This is a genomic window from Formosa sediminum, from assembly GCF_007197735.1.
GTDB lineage: Bacteria > Bacteroidota > Bacteroidia > Flavobacteriales > Flavobacteriaceae > Formosa > Formosa sediminum.
The window spans coordinates 3,045,317-3,058,905 of sequence record NZ_CP041637.1 but is presented as its reverse complement, the minus strand read 5'-3'; the positions used below and the strand labels follow the sequence as shown (position 1 = coordinate 3,058,905).

12 protein-coding genes are annotated in these 13,589 nt (G+C 31.1%); 2 read left to right on the top strand and 10 right to left on the bottom strand.

Annotation, left to right across the window (positions count from 1 at the left end; genetic code table 11):
* The first annotated feature begins 17 nt into the window (after positions 1-17).
* The gene (locus FNB79_RS13410) at positions 18-2,510 is read left to right on the top strand and encodes an ABC transporter permease (RefSeq protein WP_143382635.1); all 2,493 of its coding nucleotides are present in this window, start codon (positions 18-20) and stop codon (positions 2,508-2,510) included.
* 82 nt (positions 2,511-2,592) lie between these two features.
* Here the strand turns inward: FNB79_RS13410 and FNB79_RS13405 are convergent, their stop codons facing one another.
* The 7 genes from FNB79_RS13405 to FNB79_RS13375 form a co-directional block, all read right to left on the bottom strand.
* Positions 2,593-2,985, bottom strand: coding sequence for a DUF805 domain-containing protein (locus FNB79_RS13405; RefSeq protein ID WP_143381797.1), 393 nt, complete (start codon positions 2,983-2,985; stop codon positions 2,593-2,595).
* A gap of 102 nt (positions 2,986-3,087) precedes the next feature.
* The gene (locus FNB79_RS13400) at positions 3,088-3,456 is read right to left on the bottom strand and encodes a DUF805 domain-containing protein (RefSeq protein WP_143381796.1); all 369 of its coding nucleotides are present in this window, start codon (positions 3,454-3,456) and stop codon (positions 3,088-3,090) included.
* A 90-nt stretch (positions 3,457-3,546) separates the two neighbouring features.
* Positions 3,547-4,881 carry a DUF58 domain-containing protein gene (locus tag FNB79_RS13395; RefSeq protein ID WP_143381795.1) on the bottom strand — a complete coding sequence of 445 codons (1,335 nt, stop codon included), beginning with the start codon at positions 4,879-4,881 and terminating at the stop codon, positions 3,547-3,549.
* Positions 4,882-4,885: 4 nt separating this feature from the next.
* Positions 4,886-5,890, bottom strand: coding sequence for an AAA family ATPase (locus FNB79_RS13390; RefSeq protein ID WP_143381794.1), 1,005 nt, complete (start codon positions 5,888-5,890; stop codon positions 4,886-4,888).
* Between the two features lie 4 nt (positions 5,891-5,894).
* Positions 5,895-7,100, bottom strand: a complete 1,206-nt coding sequence (locus FNB79_RS13385) for a hypothetical protein (protein WP_143381793.1) — start codon at positions 7,098-7,100, stop codon at positions 5,895-5,897.
* Positions 7,097-7,825 carry a DUF4129 domain-containing protein gene (locus tag FNB79_RS13380; RefSeq protein ID WP_143381792.1) on the bottom strand — a complete coding sequence of 243 codons (729 nt, stop codon included), beginning with the start codon at positions 7,823-7,825 and terminating at the stop codon, positions 7,097-7,099. Before FNB79_RS13380 ends, FNB79_RS13385 begins: the two co-directional genes overlap by 4 nt.
* Positions 7,822-8,787, bottom strand: a complete 966-nt coding sequence (locus tag FNB79_RS13375) for a stage II sporulation protein M (protein ID WP_143381791.1) — start codon at positions 8,785-8,787, stop codon at positions 7,822-7,824. Before FNB79_RS13375 ends, FNB79_RS13380 begins: the two co-directional genes overlap by 4 nt.
* A 21-nt stretch (positions 8,788-8,808) precedes the next feature.
* On the opposite strand from FNB79_RS13375, the gene FNB79_RS13370 reads away from it, so the two are divergent.
* Positions 8,809-9,621 carry an RDD family protein gene (locus FNB79_RS13370; protein WP_143381790.1) on the top strand — a complete coding sequence of 271 codons (813 nt, stop codon included), beginning with the start codon at positions 8,809-8,811 and terminating at the stop codon, positions 9,619-9,621.
* Positions 9,622-9,721: 100 nt separating this feature from the next.
* On the opposite strand, the gene FNB79_RS13365 is transcribed toward FNB79_RS13370, so the two are convergent.
* The 3 genes from FNB79_RS13365 to FNB79_RS13355 form a co-directional block, all read right to left on the bottom strand.
* Positions 9,722-11,089: an NAD-dependent succinate-semialdehyde dehydrogenase gene (locus tag FNB79_RS13365; RefSeq protein ID WP_143381789.1), complete on the bottom strand. Its 1,368-nt coding sequence runs from the start codon at positions 11,087-11,089 to the stop codon at positions 9,722-9,724.
* A gap of 60 nt (positions 11,090-11,149) precedes the next feature.
* The gene (locus FNB79_RS13360) at positions 11,150-12,076 is read right to left on the bottom strand and encodes a DUF302 domain-containing protein (protein WP_143381788.1); all 927 of its coding nucleotides are present in this window, start codon (positions 12,074-12,076) and stop codon (positions 11,150-11,152) included.
* Positions 12,077-12,235: 159 nt separating this feature from the next.
* Entirely contained in the window at positions 12,236-13,549 is a 1,314-nt protein-coding gene (locus tag FNB79_RS13355; RefSeq protein ID WP_143381787.1) for a Na+/H+ antiporter NhaC family protein, read from the bottom strand.
* Positions 13,550-13,589: the final 40 nt, after the last annotated feature.

Below are 13,589 nucleotides of genomic sequence, written 5' to 3'. Positions count from 1 at the left end.
GGCCATGGCTTTTTAAAATGGCATGGCGAGACGCTAAAGCAAGTAAAGTAAGGTTACTGTTATTTATGGCATCTATTGTTTTAGGAATTGCAGCAGTAGTATCTATACAATTGTTTAGTGCAAATTTAAAAGATAATTTACAAAGTCAATCTAAGACATTAATGGGAGCCGATTTTATAATCGATTCTAAACAAGAACCTACAACACGTGCACAAGCTATTATAGATTCTTTAAAACCGGAAGCTTCCGAAGTAAATTTTGTGTCTATGATTGCTTTCCCTAAAAATGGAGGGACTAAGTTAGTGAAGGTACGAGGAATAGAAGGACATTTTCCTTTTTATGGTGAAATAGATTCAGAACCTCAAACAGCATCAACTTCATATCAAGCATCAGGAGGAGCTCTAGTTGATGCAACTTTAATGTTACAGTATAATGTGAATGCAGGCGATTCTATTAAGATAGGTGCTTTAACAATTCCTATTTCTGGAGCTTTAAAATCTATGCCAGGTAATTCTGCTGTTTCAAGTTCTGTAGCACCACCTGTTATTATTCCCAAACATTTAGTGGCGGCTACAGAGTTGCTTCAGTTTGGAAGTCGAAAAGAATATCAATATTTCTATAAAGTGTCCGACACGGTAAATTTAAAACGTTTAGAAGATACATTAGAACCCATGTTAGATATAGAAAATGCCGACTTAGATACGCATACAGGAACATCCAGACGATTAGGTAGACGATATGAAAATGTTGGAATTTTTTTAAACTTAGCAGCCTTTATAGCATTACTATTAGGTTGTATAGGTATTGCAAGTTCTGTACATATCTATATTAAAGAAAAATTAAAGGCTATAGCTGTTTTAAAGTGCATGGGAGCCTCTAGATTACAAAGTTTCCTTATTTTCTTAATACAAATTGCTGGTATAGGGGTTCTTGGAGGTGCTATAGGAGCATTAATTGGGGTCGCTTTACAAATGGTATTTCCATATTTATTACAAGAGTTTTTACCTTTTACTTTAGAGGTTTCAATTTCTGTTGTTCCAATTCTTATCGGAATTTTACTTGGCTTAGTAATGTCTGTATTATTTGCGCTTTTACCCTTATTACGTACATGGTTTGTTTCGCCTTTAGAAGTGTTACGAGTTAACGACCAAGAAGCACAAGAACCCGTTTGGGTAAAGTTTGCAGTATATATTGGTATACTCTTGTTTTTATTTTTATTTTCTTTATGGCTTATAAAAGACGCTATCTATGCGCTAGCTTTTGTAGGGGCGACTTTTATTACATTTGCTTTATTGGCAGCTGTAGCTGTGGGGTGTATTAAACTTATAAAACGTTATTTTCCAAAACATTGGAGTTTTACAGCACGCCAAAGTATATTGAATTTGTTCAGGCCCAATAACCAAACTGTAGTTTTAGTTATTGCTATTGGTTTAGGAACATTTTTAATAAGTACTTTATACTTTACTAAAGACATTTTATTAGCTAAAACAGAAGTTGGGCAGCAAGACGATGCGAATATTATTATTTTAGACGTACAACCTAATCAGCGTGAAGCGCTCTCGCAAAAAATTAAATCTAAAGATTTGCCAGTTCTTGGAGATATTCCTTTAGTCACTATGCGTATGCAGCGTATTAATGGTAATTTGGTGAGTACAATGCGTCAAGATAGTACACAACAGATTAGAAGATGGGTGTTAAATCATGAATTTAGAACTACTTATCGTGACACTTTAATAGATTCTGAAGCGCTAATAGCAGGGGAGTGGACGCCTAAATTGAATCCCGGAGACCCTATAGTAATTTCTATTTCAGATAATTTAGCCGAAGATGCACAATTGGATGTAGGAGATCCTGTTGTGTTTAATGTTCAAGGTGTACTGATGGAGACTATAGTGGGAAGTATACGTCAGGTAGATTGGTCTCAAGTACAGTTAAATTTTACAGTGGTATTTCCTGTAGGAGTTTTAGAAGATGCTCCACAATTTAATGTATTAACTACTTTAGTGCCTGATGAAACGACTTCTGCGAATTTGCAACAAGATTTGGTGAGCCAGTTTCCTAATGTTTCAATTATAGATTTACGTCAAGTTTTTACTGTTGTAGAAGACATTTTAGATAAAGTGTCTTGGGTAATTAATTTTATGGCATTCTTTAGTATGTTTACAGGTATTATCGTTTTAATAGGATCTATTAGAACGAGTAAATACCAACGAATAAAAGAAAATGTGTTATTAAGAACTATAGGAGCAAAGAATAAACAAATTTTGCAAATTTCAGCCTTTGAATATATTTTTTTAGGTTTTTTAGGAAGTTTAGTTGGATTAATATTAGCATTAGTAAGTAGCTTAGGTTTAGCTCTTTTTGTGTTTAAAGAGCCGTTTATCCCTTCAGCTATTCCATTTTTGGTCTTTTTACCAGGTATAACGCTATTGGTGTTGGTTATTGGATTAAGTAATATCCAATCTGTACTAAAAAGCTCGCCATTAGAAGTGTTACGTAAAGAAACCTAAAAATAATCTTATTAAATATAAAAAGGAGTTGCCTAACTTTTCAAAAAACGGGTAACTCCTTTTTTATACGTATAATCAAAATTTATTCTTTTCCAATAGCATCTATAACACTATCATTTCCGATACCTTTAGGGTTGTCTCCCCAATTATTAGGGCCAACTTCACTATCAGTAGCCATAAGTACAATTAACCAAATCCATCCAATAATAGGGATAACAGCTATTAAAAGAAACCATCCACTTTTACCAACATCATGAAGTCTTCTTACACTTACGGCAAATCCAGGAATAAATACAGCTAGAGAATATATACCTGATAGTATACTAAAAATAGATACATCAAAGAGGTAACCTAATAGGGAAATAGACCAAGAAATAATCATGTTTATTAATACAAACATCCAATATTCTTGTCGTCTTGCACGCCCTTTAAAATCTGCATAATGTTCTTTAATAACTTTTAAATACCAATTCATTTTATTTGTTAAATTAAGGTTAGTATTGCTAAAGTAACAAAAAAGGTGTTAACATCACACATGATAGATAACACCTTTATTAAGTTCTATATTTAAACAAGTTTATTCTTTTCCAATAGCATCTATAACACTATCATTTCCTAAACCTTTAGGATTGTCTCCCCATTTATTGGTACCAGTTTCACTATCTGTACATACTAGATACAAGTTATAAAAAGGTATTAATAAATACCACCCGCTTTTTCCTACATCATGCATACGTCTAACTCCTACAGCTAATCCAGGAATTATTACAGCAAAACTGTATAATGAAGATAATAAGGATAAAATGTAAACATCTAATAAATAGCCTAGTATAATAATACTGTAACTTATTAAGATGTTAAATAAGAAAAACATCCAATATTCTTTACGTCGTGCTCGTCCTTTAAAATCTGCGTATTGTTTTATAACTTTTAAATACCAATTCATATTAATCTATAATTAGGGCTAATTGGCTAATGTAATACTTTCCTTTCTTTTATTGGTGAAGAAAAAAAAGACTTTAGTTATAAATTACAACTAGAAAAGGCCTCTAGATTTTAATTCTAAATATTTATTTATGGTATCTCCAGTTAAATTTTGTGGTTCTGTAAGAACTGATTGAATACCATATTTTTGTAATGCTTTTACAATTCGTTTTTTTTCGTACATAAATTTCTCTGCAATAATTGTATCGTAAACATCCTGTAAGTTTTCTGATTTAGAGTTAATTATTGTGTTTAACTCTGTGTTTTTAAAAAATACAATTAATAGTAAATGATTTTTTGCTAAAGCTCTTAAATAAGGGAGCTGTCGATTTAAACCATCCATAGTTTCAAAATTCGTATATAGAATTAATAAACTTCTGTTGGTAATTTTACGTTTAATTATAGCGTATAAACTGCTAAAATCCGATTCAGAAAAATCTGTTGTTATATTGTATAGCGCCTCGGAAATTAAATTCATTTGAGAATTCCTTTGCTCGGCGACTATTAAATCTTCTAAATTTTTAGAAAAAGATAACATGCCAGCTTTATCTTGTTTTCTTAATATAACATTACTTATAGCAAGAGTTGCATTTACGGCATAATCTAATAAACTAATATTATTAAAATGCATTTGCATGGCACGCCCTTTGTCTATTATGGAATATACAGGTTGCGATTTTTCTTCAACATACTGATTGACCATAAGTTGATTGCGCTTTGCAGTTGCTTTCCAATTTAGAGTCCTAATATCATCTCCAGCGATGTATTCTTTAATTTGTTCAAACTCTAAAGAATGTCCAATGCGTCTCACTTTTTTTGTGCCATAAGACAGTGTTGCATCGGTAAAAGCTTTAAAATCGAAGGCTCTTAATTTTAAAAAAGAGGGATAACATTTTAAGGTCTTAGGTACTCCTAGAGTGTGTTTTTTTGTTGCTAATTGTAAAGGGGTAGAAGCGTATACATTAACGTGTCCAAAATCATAGTTTCCACGTGCTGTAGGATTAACATCGTAATGCAAAGTTTTAAGCTGATTGGGATTTAGCTTTAATTTAAAAATAAAATCGCGTTTTTGAAATTGATACGGTAACTCTTCAATAATAGATAAATGACTAATGAAAGGATAACTAGTTGTTATCTCAAGAGTTATTTTATTGGCATCGCCATTAGATAAACGCTCAGGCAAAATTCTATTAACAGTTATTCCTTCTTTAGTTTTGTATAGTAATATTATATCTATTAACACTAAAAGCGCTAGAATAAGACATAAAATTTTAGAAATGTAAAAGAGTATGGGTATAAAATATCCCACTATAAAAAGTACGGCAATACTTCCTAAAATGTAGAACAATCTATTGTTTAAAAATAAAGACTGATATAATTTTTTCATTAATCTATCTCGGAATCTCTACGGTTTCTATTATTTGTTCAATAATTTGTTTGCTAGTTAACCCTTCCATTTCACGTTCTGGCGTAACAATAACCCGATGTTGTAATACCGGAATTGCAGCTTTTTTAATATCTTCTGGTGTTACAAAATCACGCCCTTCTATGGCAGCAAAAGCTTTGGAAGCTTTTAAAATTGCTATACTTGCTCGAGGAGAAGCTCCCAAATATAAAAATGAATTAGTTCGGGTATTTACTACAATATTCGCAATGTATTTTAATAGATTTTCTTCTAAACTTATTTGATTAACTAAAGCTTTAAAAGTTTCAATTTTAGCACCACTAATAATGGTCTGTATTTGTTCAATTTTAGTGGCATTTATAAGAGCTTGTTCCTTCATTATAATATCTAACTCTTCATTAGCAGTAGGATAGTCTACATTAATTTTAAAGAGAAAACGGTCTAATTGTGCTTCTGGTAATCTATAAGTTCCTTCTTGTTCTATTGGGTTTTGTGTCGCTAAAACAATAAACGGTTCTTTCATTTTATAAGTTTCTCCGTCTACAGTAATTTGTTTTTCTTCCATAACCTCAAATAAAGCGGCTTGAGTTTTAGCAGGAGCTCTATTAATTTCGTCTATTAAAATCATACTCGAAAAAATAGGTCCTTTTTTAAATTCAAAATCGGATATTTTAGCATTAAAAACCGAAGTTCCTAAAATATCTGAAGGCATTAAATCGGGTGTAAATTGTATTCTGCTAAAATCGACATCTACTGTTCTAGATAATAATTTAGCGGTAATGGTTTTTGCAACACCAGGAACACCTTCTATTAGGGCGTGACCGTCTGCCAAGAGTGCTACAATTAATAGATCCATCATGTTTTGTTGCCCGACAATAACTTTTTTTAACTGCGACTTTATGTTATAAACGGCTTCTTGAAGTTCAGACACATCTATTCTATTTTTAAAATCTAAATGTTCAGGTTGTTCTGTAGGTATTTGGTCTTCCATAGGATTATTTTTTTAAGAATTTTTCAATCATAGTATTTAAAGTCATAAGTTCTACATCAGTGCATTCTGCTTTCTTTTTTAAATCTATAATTTTGTGTATTAAGTATTTTGTACTATTTAAATCGTTATTAGATTTTAATGCAAGTGTTTCAATAAAAGTAGAATTTAAATTAGAGGTATCTATTAAGTAATGTTCTCTAATTTTTTCTAGAAAATAAGTGATTTTTTTATCGACTAAATTTTTGTGATTTGCTTCCTTTAAATAAAGGTTAGAGATGGTTTGTGTAAACTCTACTGTTGAGTTTTGTAACGGTTTAATAATAGGAATAGCGCGTTGTTTTCTTCTGGCATTAAATAACATAAATAAAATTAATCCGAATGCGGTGAGCATTAAAAACCACTTTAAAGATGGATGTTTTAAAAAGTAATTAAAAATAGAGTCTTGTGGTGGTTCTGAAGTATCTGAATACGAACTAGATTTAATTTGAGAATCCCATAAAATTGAAGCTTTTGGTAAATACGAAAAGACATTTGCTACATAATCTTCGCGCCCGGTTAGCATATTAAAATTTGTAAAAACTACGGGGTTTGTGTGTAAAAGTAGAAAACCTTTGCCGTAATAAACCTTGATAAAATTAGGCTGTTTTTCTCCATTTATATCTACTGTTCCTAATACAACTGTAGTATTGGGATTGTAAGAATTAAAATAATGTTTTCTAATATTTCTATCGTAAGAATAATGTTGTGTTTTAAAAGTTTTATTTTCTAAAAACAAAGTGCCATCTAAATTTTTTAATGCTTCAGGTTCATAAACATACTCGTCTAAATTTGCAGTAGTAATGGCTAAAGTATCTTTTAAATGCTCATTAAAATAGTTAAGTGATAACAAGGCATGATTGCCTTGTTTAATATAGCTTAATAAATAATCTATACCATCGTTACTAAGTTTAGCAGCTTCAGATTTTATACAAATATAATTGCCAAAATCATCGTCACGAACTTCTTCAAACAAATAATCGTAAATATTCTCTTTTAAATACTTAACATCTGTATTAAATAAAGTTTCGGCTTCATTATAAACTATGTAAGTTCCAAAAGGACTTTTGCTTGTTTCTTTAAAATTTTCATACCAATTGGTTTTATTGCAACTTATAAGGCTGAATAAAATAAGAAGTAGCAGAAGCTTTTTTATGTGATAAGGTAAAATCAATTAATAGTATTAAAAATAGATTTGTATTGTTGTTCTATAGTTTGAAACTTGGCCGCATCTATAGGAAATTCGCCATACCAAACATAACTGTAAATGTAAGATATGTTTGAAAACTGATCTTTTATATTTTTATTCTGAATTTCAAAAATGTATTCACTATTGGTTTTGTCTTTATGATAAGTTATGGTTTTTTTATCAGAGAGTTTTTTTAACAAGGCCAAATAATAATACCGCGTGGCCAATCTGTAATTTTGTTGAGACAGTGCGTTTTTAATGTGAGATTCAAAATTGGTATCGTGGATGTCCTCATCTTCATAAATAACATGATCTGTTACTTTTTTATTTGAAGTTTTTGTATTCCAAAATCTAATGTTTGTGCCTAAAACGGTTTTAAGGATAATTAAAACCACTATAAGACCTAAAATTATTGGAAATATAGAGGTCATAAAATTTGCAAAGAGCTTTAGCATGTTTAACCCGCTAGAATTACTAGAGTCAGGTGTAGTAACAGCTTTTTTTGTGGCTTTTAAATGATCATTATATTTAAAATCGCTACCGTTATATTTGTCTTTTAAATTAGTGGTATATTCTAAATGATTTTTTACAGCTACGGTTTTAGAGTTTATAACACTATCTGTTTCCTCTTGAAAATTAACATTAAGATGGGCCGAAAATCCATATTGAAAAAGTAAAAACGCAATATATATTAAGGTTTTTCTTATCATCTTAAAGCGTGTTTTTTAGCTACTTTGTATGGTAGAATAAGGTAGTAATAACTAATAGTACTTAAACAAAATAGTATAATTGCAAAACAGGCTATAACGGGCATTGTATTAGAATATCGGGTAATATATCCTTCTAAAAAAGCAGCAATAATAGTAAATGGTATGGTGCTTATAAAAATATAAAAAGCTTCACGAACACCAATTTTAAACGACTGAAAACGTTTTAATGTTCCTGGAAATAAAATACTTGCGCCAATAATATAACCAGCAGCAGCTTCTATAATCATACCAAAAATCTCGTAAGTACCATGAATCCAGATTCCTTTTAAACTATCAAAAAAACTATTGTACTGATAGAAGAATGCTTGAAAAACAGCGACCATTATCGCGTTATAGGCAATATAAAATCCAGTACCAATACCTAAAAATATACCTGATAAAAACATGTTTAAACCCACACGTTGGTTGTTGTCGTAAATACCAATAAATGTACCCCAATTGCTTCCGCTTTTGTAAATTGCCATGGCGTCTCCGCTTTCAATATTCTCTAGGGTTTGAGTAACATAACTATTACCAAGTATTTGTCTGGCAAAAGTTTCGTCGTTAAATGTGGATAGTAAACCAATAAAAAAACAAATAAAGAATACTATGAAAGAAATATAAATATACTTTCTGTGTTTATAAGCAAGTAGTGGAACTGTTTTAAAAAAAAAGTTTAGTACGACATGTGGTTCTTGTCTTTTTGTGTGGTAAACATTATTAAAACTACTTTTAGCAAGTTTATTTAAATAGACAGTAACTTTACTTTTAGGGTAATACGTTTGTGCATACACTAAATCATTCATGATTTTTATGTGTAAATTAGCTATATCGTCTGGACTTTTTTTTTCTTTATTTGAACTTATCTGCTCAAATTCAAGCCATTTTTCTTTATTTTGCTTTATAAAAGCGACTTCTCTCATTAAGGCGAATTTAATCATTGCATGAAAAGACTCCAAATAAAAACAGCACAAAATGTAGACATTAATTTTACAATTGCTACTGTGGGGCAACGCTTGTTTACCTTTATTATAGACAATATTATAAAGTTTGCTTATATTTATTTTGCCTATAAATTTTTAAACTTCAATCTTATTGAAAACACGCTTGAAGGCGATCAATGGTCTATAAAGGCCATAGATGTTTTGGTATTAATTCCTGTTACGTTTTATTCCTTATACTCAGAAATTTTATTAAATGGGCAAACACTAGGGAAGTTGTTACTACAAATTAAAGTTATAAATATAGAAGGTTTTAAGCCGTCTATAACAGACTATACCATTAGATGGTTTTTAAGAACAATAGATTTTAATTTCTTTTCCTTAATTTATATATATGTAGCAGCTTTAGGCTTAGATTCTGATTACGAAATATTAATTCTAATTTTTGTTATTGGAAAACTTATAGGCTTTTTTCTTATTATTTTCACCAGTAAAAATCAGCGTTTTGGAGATTTAATGGCTGATACAGTTGTGATATCTTTAAAAGACCAAGTGAAGTTTTCTGATACTATTTTAGAAAAAATTACAGAGACATACACTCCTGTTTATCCTTCTGTAATCCGATTGTCTGATAACGATGCAAGAATTATTAAAGAAACGTTTAATATGGCAGCTCAGGCAAATGATTATAAAACGTTACTTAAACTTCGTAATAAAATTATTGAAGTTACAGGCATTAAATCTGCCCATAAAAATGATAAAGAATTTATAAACGTGGTATTAAAAGACTATAATTATTATACGCAAAGTATGTAGTTTTAAAACGACGTACATAATAGTAAAACGTTCTGATTGTGATTGTAAGATCACCATATCAGAACGTTTTTTGGTTTAATGTAGTTTGTTTGTAAGTGTGTTAATTTATCCAGACGGTTTTAATATTTACAAATTCTTTAATACCGTACTCCGAAAGTTCTCTTCCGTATCCGCTTGTTTTTATACCTCCAAATGGTAATCTTGGATCTGATGCGACCAATTTGTTTACAAAACAATTACCAGCTTCAAGTTGTAATGCAATAGTTTCTCCTTTTTTAGCATCGCTTGTAATAACTCCAGCTCCTAATCCAAATTTAGACATGTTTGCAAGTGCTATGGCTTCTGTTTCATTTTTAGCACGAATTACTGATGCTACTGGCCCAAATAATTCTTCATTAAAAGCTTCCATTCCAGGTTTTAAATCTGTTAAAATTGTAGCAGGGTAGTAGGCACCTTTTCTATCGGGAATATGGCCTCCTAATAGTAATGTACCGCCTTGTGCAATTGTTTTCTTTACTTGTTCATGAAGTTCATTTCTTAAATCTATTCGTGCTAATGGGCCGTATACAGTATCTTTATCTGTAGGATCTCCCATTTTGGCAGCACCCATTTTTTCAGTATATAACTTTATAAATGCTTCGTAAATACTTTCTAATACAATAAAGCGTTTGGCAGCAATACAGGTTTGTCCGTTGTTTTGTATTCTACCTTGTGTTGCCAAATCCGTGGCTTTATCTAAATTGGCATCTTCTAATACAATATAGGCATCATTACCTCCAAGTTCTAAAACACTTTTCTTTAAGTGTTTTCCTGCTATAGCTGCTACAGATTTACCAGCAGGAGCACTCCCTGTTAGAGTAACTGCCACAATGTTTTCGTGTGCAATAACCGATTCAATAGCATCAGAATCTAAGTTTAAATTGGTGAAAATTCCCTCAGGAAAGCCTGCTTGTTTTACAGCTTCTTCAATAGCAAAAGCACAGCCTTGTACATTAGACGCGTGTTTTAATACTGCAGTATTTCCAGCCATAACTGCAGGCCCTAAAAACCGTATGGCTTGGTAAAAAGGGAAATTCCAAGGCATTACTGCTAAAATAACACCTAAAGGTTGAAATGTAACATAGCTTTGTTGCGCTTCTGTATCAACAGTTACATTTTGTAATAAATTAGCACCATGTTCAGCATAATATCTACAAATGAGCGCGCATTTTTCAACTTCTTTAACGGCTTGATCTAGCGTTTTACCCATTTCTGAGGTAGCTAAAAGTGCATATTTATCTTTATGAGTTTCAAAAACATCTGCCAAGGCATTTAATAACTTGGCACGCTCTTGATATGATGTTGTTTTCCACTGTAAATATGCTGCATGTGCAGAATTGATTTTAGTATGTGTTTCCGATTTTGTTAATCGGTTATATTCTGCGATTTGTTCTTCTGTGGCCGGATTTATTGAAACGGATGTTTTCATTGGTAATGATGCTGAATTGATATAAAATTGTGAGCTTAATAATTTGTAATTAAGATGCTATTATTCTGCTGCTCCAGAAGCAGCAATGTTTTCTAAGGCTTGAGATATGGTTTCAATGGTATCGTTATTATTATCGATATCATGACGATCTGCAATATAATCAGGATTGTTATATATAATCTTTACCTCATTATTTTCATCTTGATAGACTAACATTTTTTGAGGTAAATCTAAGGCAGTGGTTCTAGATTCTTGCATTAATGGTGTGCCTAAAACTGGGTTTCCAAATATTATAAGCTTTGCAGGCATTAACTCTAAATCTACACTAGCTGCATTGGCTTGGTGATCTAATTCAGCCATAATAGTTATCGGCTCTAAACCATTTAGAGTTGTGATGATATTATTATAAGTGGTCTCAAAATCATTTGCACTGGAAACGGAAACAATACCATTTGGATCGTCATCATCTACATCATTAATTATAAGTGTAGCATCTGTTGCAGAAGCTACAATATTAGCTAGCGCATCTTCAATCATATCTGTAGTAGAAACATTACCAAGATCATGTCTATTTATAATATAATCTACCGTATTATAGGTAACAATTGTTTCACCGTCTTCACTGGTGTAAACAGAAATACGTTGGGGTAAATCTAAACCTGCAGTAATATTATTTTGCATAATTGGTGTCCCTAAAGTTGGGTTTCCAAAGTATACTGTTCTGGTATAATCTAATGTTAATCCAGCGTTAGTAGCATTTTCGGAATGATTAACTTCGGCAACAATCCCAATATTATCGTTTGCATTTAAAGTTTCAATAATAGCATTGTAAATTTCTGTAGGAGCGGTTGTTGTTTTTGCATAAGTGATACCATCAGTATCAGGCGTGTTGTTATCTAATATGTCGTTATTATCGTCGTCGCTATCGCATGCAAATACTAAAAATGCGATACTAAATAATAGTGTTGTTAATGTGGATAATTTCATAAGATAATTGTTTTTTTAATTTGTTCGAAATTACTAAGCTAGTGGCTTTTAGTTTAGTGCTATCACTTATAAAATTAACTGTATTAATCCAACTCGATTATTTTTTATAATGTAATTTATAAGGTTAGTAGTCTTTTTTGGTATTAGTTTTAGATTAGATTATAGTTTTTTTGAATATTTAAGCGGACATACACTTATATATAAAATGGTGTAAATAAATAGTAAAAGTAAATACCATGTATTAGAAACTAAATCGAGGTAATCTATTTTTCCTTTAGAAAAACTTAAAATCATTAATACTTGTGCCCCATAAGGCAATAAACCTTGAGTAATACAAGAAAAAATATCTAAAATAGATGCAGTTTGTTTGTTATCTAATTGGTATTCATCATTAATAGTCTTACCAATTGGTCCTGCTATAATTATTGAGACAGTATTATTTGCAATGGCCATATTTATACTACTAACCAATGTGGCAATACCTAGTTGAGCAGATGTTTTGTTTTTAATTAGCTTTTTAATGTTTACTAATATAAAGTCTATACCACCTTGTTTTGCAACTAACGCAGCAAGTCCACCAGTAAGTAAGGATAGTAAAAATATTTCTGTCATATTGGTAAAACCTTCATAAGAAATTTTAGTGGCTTGTAGCCAAGTAAAGTCATTATAAATTATACCTAAAGCAGCTGCGGAAACTGCTCCAATTAATAAGGTAACAAATACATTAACACCAATTATTGATAAAACAATTACGAGTACATATGGCATTATTTTTATAATTTCGTATGAATATGCTACAGTTTGTATCTGTTCTGTTTTTAAATTTAGCCCTTGAAATATTAAAACAACAATAGTAAATACAGCTGCGGGAATAGCAATTTTAATATTCTGTTTAAATTTATCGCTCATTTTACAGCCCAAGGATTGTGTGGCTGCAATTGTCGTGTCAGAGATCACAGATAAATTATCGCCAAACATGCTTCCTCCTAATAGTGCTCCACATAAAATAGCTAGATCTGCAGTACTTTTGTCAGCAAAACTAACAACTATTGGACCTAGAGCTACAATTGCACCCACAGAAGTTCCTGTAGAAACCGATAAAAAACCAGCAATAATAAAAATACCAACATATATATATTGTATAGCAATATAATCTAGGCCCATATTTACTATAGCGTCTACACTACCAGTAGCATTAGTAATCGCAGCAAAAGCACCGGCGAGTAAATATATTAAACACATCGTTAAAATTTTATCGTCTCCACAACCCTCAAGAAGCGTTTTAATTTTAGAAGCAATGGCATCTTTAAACATTATAAATGCAACAATTATTCCGCCTATAACGGCTATAGGAGAAGGGAGTGCATAAAAATCATCTTGATAAATACCTACACCTAAAAAGGTAAATACAAATACGAAAAGTGGAATTAATGCGGAAAATTTTGGTGTGTTATGAAGTATACGTTTAGCCATATTTATGTCTTTTTAATAAGAGTAGTAGAAGCAAATACGT

What these genes read in the sequence shown, in the direction of transcription:
- FNB79_RS13410 (WP_143382635.1), top strand. Translation starts at nt 18, where the DNA reads ATGGCATGGCGAGACGCTAAAGCAAGTAAAGTAAGGTTACTGTTATTT.
- FNB79_RS13405 (WP_143381797.1), bottom strand. Translation starts at nt 2,985, where the DNA reads ATGAATTGGTATTTAAAAGTTATTAAAGAACATTATGCAGATTTTAAA.
- FNB79_RS13400 (WP_143381796.1), bottom strand. Translation starts at nt 3,456, where the DNA reads ATGAATTGGTATTTAAAAGTTATAAAACAATACGCAGATTTTAAAGGA.
- FNB79_RS13395 (WP_143381795.1), bottom strand. Translation starts at nt 4,881, where the DNA reads ATGAAAAAATTATATCAGTCTTTATTTTTAAACAATAGATTGTTCTAC.
- FNB79_RS13390 (WP_143381794.1), bottom strand. Translation starts at nt 5,890, where the DNA reads ATGGAAGACCAAATACCTACAGAACAACCTGAACATTTAGATTTTAAA.
- FNB79_RS13380 (WP_143381792.1), bottom strand. Translation starts at nt 7,825, where the DNA reads ATGATAAGAAAAACCTTAATATATATTGCGTTTTTACTTTTTCAATAT.
- FNB79_RS13375 (WP_143381791.1), bottom strand. Translation starts at nt 8,787, where the DNA reads ATGAGAGAAGTCGCTTTTATAAAGCAAAATAAAGAAAAATGGCTTGAA.
- FNB79_RS13370 (WP_143381790.1), top strand. Translation starts at nt 8,809, where the DNA reads ATGAAAAGACTCCAAATAAAAACAGCACAAAATGTAGACATTAATTTT.
- FNB79_RS13365 (WP_143381789.1), bottom strand. Translation starts at nt 11,089, where the DNA reads ATGAAAACATCCGTTTCAATAAATCCGGCCACAGAAGAACAAATCGCA.
- FNB79_RS13360 (WP_143381788.1), bottom strand. Translation starts at nt 12,076, where the DNA reads ATGAAATTATCCACATTAACAACACTATTATTTAGTATCGCATTTTTA.
- FNB79_RS13355 (WP_143381787.1), bottom strand. Translation starts at nt 13,549, where the DNA reads ATGGCTAAACGTATACTTCATAACACACCAAAATTTTCCGCATTAATT.